4 protein-coding genes are annotated in these 4,817 nt (G+C 62.0%); 1 reads left to right on the forward strand and 3 read right to left on the reverse strand.

Annotated elements, in window-relative coordinates; genetic code table 11:
- Window positions 1–36 precede the first annotated feature (36 nt).
- The 3 genes from KYX69_RS22790 to KYX69_RS22800 are packed head-to-tail and all read right to left on the reverse strand — an operon-like array spanning window position 37 to window position 3,331.
- Window positions 37–918, reverse strand: a complete 882-nt coding sequence (locus KYX69_RS22790) for a DUF1259 domain-containing protein (protein WP_300501647.1) — start codon at window positions 916–918, stop codon at window positions 37–39.
- Between the two features lie 44 nt (window positions 919–962).
- On the reverse strand, window positions 963–2,345 hold the full coding sequence (chrA, locus tag KYX69_RS22795; protein ID WP_086494307.1) for a chromate efflux transporter: 1,383 nt from the start codon (window positions 2,343–2,345) through the stop codon (window positions 963–965).
- 26 nt (window positions 2,346–2,371) lie between these two features.
- Window positions 2,372–3,331, reverse strand: a complete 960-nt coding sequence (locus KYX69_RS22800) for a chromate resistance protein ChrB domain-containing protein (RefSeq protein WP_086494302.1) — start codon at window positions 3,329–3,331, stop codon at window positions 2,372–2,374.
- 29 nt (window positions 3,332–3,360) lie between these two features.
- Between KYX69_RS22800 and KYX69_RS22805 the strand changes: the two genes are divergently transcribed.
- Entirely contained in the window at window positions 3,361–4,722 is a 1,362-nt protein-coding gene (locus KYX69_RS22805) for an alginate export family protein (RefSeq protein WP_300501648.1), read from the forward strand.
- The last annotated feature ends 95 nt before the right edge of the window (window positions 4,723–4,817 follow it).

Below are 4,817 nucleotides of genomic sequence, written 5' to 3' on the forward strand. Positions count from 1 at the left end.
GGTTGATCTGAGAATTTCGGACGCGCAGCCTTAGCCTCAGCGCGTACTTGGGGTAACAGCCACATGGCTGAGCGCCGCTACCAGGCCCGTCGCTAGCTTCTGCGCATCGTCATTTGCCCAGAAATGCATGAAGAACATGCGCGGTTCGTCGTTCAGCATATGGTTGTGCAGGGCAGTCACCTCGATGCCGTTCTCACGCAGCGCGCGTAGGACCGGGTTAACCTCTGAAGCTGCCAGCACAAAATCCCCGGTGATGGCAGCCTTGCCATCGCCTGTGGACTGGAAGTTGATCGCGATGGCCGATCCCATGGCGGGTGGGAGCGCCATGCCGCCGTCGCGCGGTGCTTCGGCACGCGGAATGCCATAGGCATAGACGCCGCCCCCGGTCTTGCCCTTGTAGCCCATGATCTTGTCGAGCGACGCCGTATCGAGGTCGATCGCATCTGGCTGGGCCGGCGCAGAAGTCGCAGGAGCCGTCAGCGGCGTCTTGCTCAACGCCAGCGCATCGTGGAGGATTTTGCCCAACTTCGCCGGATCGCCACTCGCGCCGATGTGCATATACATGGTGTGAGGGCTATTGCGCAGCAGATGGTTGTGCAGAGCGGTGATCTCGAACCCGTTCGCCACGAGCTTGGCCATTACCGGATTAACCTCGGTGTCGGTCAAGACGAGATCGCCCATCACCATGACCTCGCCATTCCCATGGCTCATGAACGCGAGCCAGGAACCAAGCGCGAGGGCGGGTTTCAGGGCGACGCCGTCCAGCGTCACCTTGAGATCGCTGCGCGGCAGAGCGATGCGGTAGACGCCGCCCGGCATCTCCGTCCCGGCCTTGCCGAAGGACGTGGCGATTGCCTGCTCCCAGGGTTCGGCCGCATGTGCCGGGGCGCTCAGCGCCAGAAGGCCGAGCAGGCTCAACAATCGCATGGACTTCATCAGGGTCTCCTTTCGAAAGGTGGACGTCAGAAAATGGGCGTGAGCAGATAAAGGGCGATGCCGGCGGCAGACGTCGCCAGAAGCGTCGGAATCATGCCGACTTTGAAGCGAAACACCGCCACCGCAGCACCGATGGCGAGGACAAGCGCGGGTACATGAAGCGACGACAGGACCGGCAAGTCGAAGGAAACCGGGCCGATAGTCGCCGTGTGAACCTGACGGAACAGCGCGTGGATCGCGAACCAGAGCGCCAGATTGAGGATGACACCAACGACTGCAGCGGTGATCGCGCCGAGCGAGGCGGACAGCGCGAGATTGCCGCGCAGACGCTCCACGAACGGCGCACCTGCGAATATCCAGAGAAAGCAAGGCACGAAGGTCACCCAGGTCGTCAGGATCGCGCCGAGGGTCGCTGCCACCAGCGGATGCAGCCCGCCAGCCTCGCGGAAAGCCGCAAGGAAACCCACGAACTGCGTCACCATGATGAGCGGTCCCGGCGTGCTTTCCGCGAGGCCAAGGCCATCCAGCATCTCACCCGGTTGTAACCAGCCATAGGTGCCGACCGCTTCCTGCCCGACATAGGCCAAGACGGCATAGGCCCCACCAAACGTTACGACCGCCATCTGGCTGAAGAAGGTCGCGATGCGGGTATAGACATCGTCCGGGCCGAGCAAAGCAAACAGGATGCCGACCGGCGCGAGCCAGAGGACAAGCAGGGCGCCGGATATCTTGAGCGACCAGCCAAGATTCGGCCGGGCATGGTCGGGAAGACCTTCGCCCAGAGCCGTATCGCGGTCATGCACGATGTTACCGCTCGACGGACCGTGGCCGCCGCCGCCCTTGAAAGCAGGCAGGCCGAGCCGCCCACCGACATAGCCCGCGAGCGCTGCCGTCAGAACGATGACGGGAAAGGGCGCGTCGAGGAAGAAGATGGCGACGAACGCCGCCGCCGCTATGCCGCGCATGACATTGTTCTTCAGCGCGCGTGACCCAACTCGCACGACAGCCTGAAGCACAACGGCGAGCACCGCCGCCTTGAGGCCGAAGAACAGACCCATCACGACCGGGGAATGGCCGAGCAGCACATAGATGTAGCTCAGGCACAGGATTGCGAGGAAGCCAGGCAGGACGAACAGAGCGCCGGCGACCAGTCCGCCTTTCGTCTTATGCAGGAGCCAGCCGATATAGGCGGCAAGCTGTTGCGCCTCCGGTCCCGGCAACAACATGCAATAGTTCAGGGCATGGAGGAAGCGTTCCTCCCCGATCCAGCGTTTCTCATCGACCAGAATGCGGTGCATCACCGCGATCTGCCCGGCGGGACCACCAAAGCTGAGCGATGCAATGCGCGCCCAGACTTTCACCGCCTCCCCGAACGGGATGCCGTGATCCTTTGCCGGAACCTGAGACATATCCGGCAATTCCGTGGTGATCGCAGTCATCGCTCGGCCTTTCGGGCGCTGAAATAGGCGTGGAACTGGTTGAGCGCGTCTCCCGCGCTAGCGATCCGTTGCAGATCGTCGTCGGTCGAGGCGCATACGCCCGACAGCATCGCGCCGAGGCCGGAAGTTTCCGGGCGGCCATATTTGCCGTCGCCGATGTCGAGATCGTGAATGATCTCCCCGATGGCGACGAGGCCGATGTCATCCGTCAGCTCTGCGCGGACGAGCAGCGTCTCGAAGCTGCACCGGTCGCCTTCATGGGTGAACTCGGCATCGGCCATATCGAACCGCAGTTCGCCTGCCTGTGGCTCATGGCTGCGGGCATCGACGAACCGGAAGGTGGCATCAGGGTCGATGAAGCGGCGGATCAGCCAGGCGCACGCGATGCGGTCCACATGGACGCCGCGCCGTGTTACCCAGGTTCGTTTCCGGAGATCCCCTGCCGACAGCGGTGCGGGTTCGCTGCTGCGACTAACATCGGGATGAGCATAACGCTTCTCGTCCAGTTCGCGCAGCGCAGCCTCTGCGTTCTGGCGACCATGGGCATCGAAGAAATCCAGGCTGACGATCTCAGTCAGTCGTCGCTGGAGCTTTGCGATTTCCGCGCCAGACGGCGGTCCGGTGTCAAGCAGTGCTCGCGCCGCCTGTGCCAACTCGTCATAGTCACTGTCGCGCGCGGCATCGAACAGCGCGCGAAGGTCAGCGTCGCTCTGTCCCTCGATCATACGTGCCTCGATCAGCGTCGCTTCGCCGCCACTGGAGATGATTTCTCCCAGTAGGTCGCGAAAGGCGCTTTCCGTAACTGTCCGACGTGGAAGCACATGAACCGCATTTTTAAGCGGAATCGCACCGATGGCTTGCAGCCGGCGCCATATTTTTACGCGAAGATAGGGCGGCTTTGCGGGCAACTGGTGAAGAAGTGCCAGCCAGAAATCGGATGCGTCATCGCTTATCATGATGCATATGTATCATCATGATTGATTCGATGAAACATATATATCTAATTTCGGTAATAACTATCGCTGCCCCCGGCACTGCATGGGCGCAGTCAGCCTCGACCGATGCGCCCGCCTCTAGTGACGGATTGACGGTCACAGGCGCCATGCGCCTGCGCTATGAAGTGATAGACGGACAGGCTCGGGCCGGGTTCAACCGCAGCGACGATCTGGTGAACCTGCGCACGAACATCCTCGCCGAATATCGGCGCGATAGCGTGCGCGTGGGCGTCGAACTTTTTGACAGCCGGGTATGGGGCGACAATCCTGGAACGCCTGTGACCACCAATGAAGTCAATGTGCTGGAGCCGGTGCAGGCCTATGCCGCTGCGGACTTTGATGGTGTGCTGGGCAAGGGCACACGGCTGACGCTGACTGCCGGTCGCATGACCCTGAACCTTGGCTCCCGGCGCGTTGTTGCTGCGGATGACTATCGCAACACCACCAACGGCTATACGGGACTTCGCGCCGATGTCGTCGCTCCACACGGCTGGAAGGCGACCTTCATCTACACCCTGCCGCAGGTTCGCCAGCCCGAAGACGATGCCTGGATACGCGCTGCCCGTATTCGCCTCGACCGGGAGAGTTTCGACCTTGTCCTTTGGGGTGGTCAGATTGCCAGGGCCAGGACGATTGGCGCAGCGACGGCGGAGTTGACCTTTTTCCACCTTGGCGAGCGGGACTCTCCCGATCGCCCAACTCGCGATCGTTCGCTTGATACAATCGGTGGCCGCATCATCGCGGAGCCGCGCACCGGCGCCTTCGATTATGAAGTGGAGGCGTTCTACCAGACCGGGCATCTCAGCACATCCCTTGCGCCAACGGCGGCGCGACAATCTGTGCGGGCAAGTTTCATCCATGCCGATCTGGGCTATACATTCGCCCGCGCATGGAAGCCGCGCCTGTCGGTCGAGTTCGACCGTGCCAGTGGCGACAAGCCGGGAGGCGCCTACGGCAGGTTCGACACGCTCTTTGGCATGCGCCGTGCCGAACTTGCCCCGGCAGGCCTCTACAACGCCATCTCGCGCAGCAATCTGACCACGCAGGGGATCCGTTTCGAGGCAGCCCCTAGCAAGCGGCTTGACTGGTTCGCTGTCTATCGCGCGATGTGGCTGGCTTCGGCAACGGATAGCTTCTCGTCGACGGGCGTGCGCGACGCTTCGGGTCGGTCAGGAGATTTTGCGGGGCATCAGGTCGAAGCACGTGTCCGGTACTGGATCGTGCCGCAACGACTGAGGTTTGAATTTGATGGCGTCCTGCTCGCCAAGGGACGTTTCTTGCGCGAAGCACCCAATGCGCCGCCCGGATCATGGACGCGCTATGGATCATTCAATCTGACGGCCTCGTTCTGAGGCGTTCAAGGCAGTTAGCCTTTTCAGCATCAGGGTTATCGAATGGCAGCTTAGCCTGAGTTCGACCCTGAAACCGGACGGGCAGCACACGGCCA

The organism is Sphingomonas sp. (assembly GCF_030145815.1).
Lineage (GTDB): Bacteria > Pseudomonadota > Alphaproteobacteria > Sphingomonadales > Sphingomonadaceae > Sphingomonas.

What these genes read in the sequence shown, in the direction of transcription:
- chrA (WP_086494307.1), bottom strand. Translation starts at nt 2,345, where the DNA reads ATGTCTCAGGTTCCGGCAAAGGATCACGGCATCCCGTTCGGGGAGGCG.
- KYX69_RS22800 (WP_086494302.1), bottom strand. Translation starts at nt 3,331, where the DNA reads ATGATAAGCGATGACGCATCCGATTTCTGGCTGGCACTTCTTCACCAG.
- KYX69_RS22805 (WP_300501648.1), top strand. Translation starts at nt 3,361, where the DNA reads ATGAAACATATATATCTAATTTCGGTAATAACTATCGCTGCCCCCGGC.